The 1,805-nt window shown below is 57.9% G+C and carries 2 protein-coding genes; both read left to right on the top strand.

Features of this window, described 5'->3' with window-relative positions; genetic code table 11:
- The coding region (gene tig / locus AC1DWI_RS21570) for a trigger factor (RefSeq protein WP_477725720.1) at positions 1 to 817 on the top strand (817 nt) is incomplete at its 5' end.
- Positions 818 to 974: 157 nt separating this feature from the next.
- Positions 975 to 1,631, top strand: a complete 657-nt coding sequence (gene clpP, locus AC1DWI_RS21565; RefSeq protein ID WP_477725719.1) for an ATP-dependent Clp endopeptidase proteolytic subunit ClpP — start codon at positions 975 to 977, stop codon at positions 1,629 to 1,631.
- The last annotated feature ends 174 nt before the right edge of the window (positions 1,632 to 1,805 follow it).

The raw sequence follows: 1,805 nt of genomic DNA, 5'->3' as shown, positions 1-1,805 counted from the left end.
CGCCACCATCGACTTCGAAGGCAAGATCGACGGCGAGCCTTTCGCCGGCGGCAAGGCCGAGGACTACCAGTTCCTGATCGGCGACGGGCAAATGCTCAAGGAATTCGAAGACGCCGTGCGCGGCATGAAAAGCGGCGAAAGCAAGACCTTCCCCCTGAACTTCCCCGCCGACTACCACGGTAAAGATGTGGCCGGAAAACAGGCCGATTTCCTCGTGACGGTCAAAAAAATCGAAGCAGCTCACCTGCCCGAAGTCAATGAAGCACTGGCCAAGTCCCTGGGCATCGCTGACTCCACGGTCGAAGGCCTGCGCACCGACATCAAGAAAAACCTCGAGCGCGAAGTCAAGTTCCGCCTGCTGGCCCGTAACAAGAACGCCGTGATGGACGCGTTGGTCGCCAACGCCGAACTCGACCTGCCCAAGTCCAGCGTCCAGGCCGAGCTGGACCGCATGATCGAAGGCGCCCGCGCCGACTTGAAGCAGCGCGGCATCAAGGACGCCGACAAGGCGCCGATTCCCGAAGAAATCTTCCGTCCCCAAGCCGAAAAGCGCGTGCGCCTGGGCCTGGTGGTGGCTGAATTGGTGCGCAGCAATGACCTGCAGGCCAAGCCTGAGCAGCTCAAGGCGCACATCGAAGAGCTGGCCGCCAGCTACGAGAAGCCGCAAGACGTAGTGCGCTGGTACCTGAGCGACAACCGTCGCATGGCCGAAGTCGAGGCTGTTGTGATTGAAAACAACGTGACCGACTTCGTGCTGGGCAAAGCCAAAGTCAGCGAAAAAGCCATCTCCTTTGACGAGCTGATGGGCCAGAACTGATTCTTCAGCGCCTTTGCTGACATTGGGGCTTGTGCTTTGCGGCACAGGCCCCAATTTCTTTGAGCTACGGCACAACAGCTCGCGAATCTGTTGTCAGCCATCGCCGAAACTCCCTGGGGGAGTTTTTGGGTACAGTACAAACATCTCTGGAGAAAACATGATGGTCCGAAACAGTATTTACGGCGGCGCTTATAYGGCCCCGCAAGCCGGCGCGCAGGATGCACAAGGCTTGGGCATGGTGCCCATGGTCATCGAGCAATCCGGCCGTGGCGAGCGCTCTTACGACATTTATTCGCGCCTGCTCAAGGAGCGCGTGATTTTCCTGGTGGGGCCGGTCAATGACCAGACGGCCAACCTGGTGGTGGCCCAGCTCCTCTTCCTGGAGAGCGAAAACCCGGACAAGGACATTTCCTTCTACATCAACTCCCCCGGCGGTTCCGTGACGGCCGGCATGGCGATTTACGACACCATGCAATTCATCAAACCCGACGTTTCCACCCTGTGCGTGGGCATGGCGGCCAGCATGGGTGCTTTCCTGCTGTCGGCCGGCACTAAAGGCAAGCGCTTTTCGCTGCCTAATTCCCGCGTCATGATTCACCAACCATCCGGTGGTGCGCAAGGCCAGGCGTCGGACATTGAAATCCATGCCCGCGACATTCTCAAGACGCGGGACCAGCTCAACCGCATCCTGGCGGCCAATACCGGCCAGCCTATCGAAAAGATCGAACGCGATACCGAACGTGACTATTTCATGTTTGCGGAAGACGCCAAAGAGTACGGGCTGGTCGACCAGGTCATTTCCAAGCGGCCCTGAGCGTCGAAAGCTCTTCAGTTGCACTGCAACAACGGCGTTTTCTGTAACAGAAACGCCGTTTTTTTATTGGTTATCATTAGGTAACAGTTCCCCCTTCAGGCTCCTTAAAGGCATCCCCCCAATGGCCGAGAAAAAAGGCTCCTCCAGCGAAAAGACTTTGCACTGCTCCTTCTG

Source organism: Polaromonas sp. P3_C2, assembly GCF_056402675.1.
The sequence above is the reverse complement of the archived record's forward strand: the minus strand, read 5'-3'. Positions and strand labels throughout refer to the sequence as shown.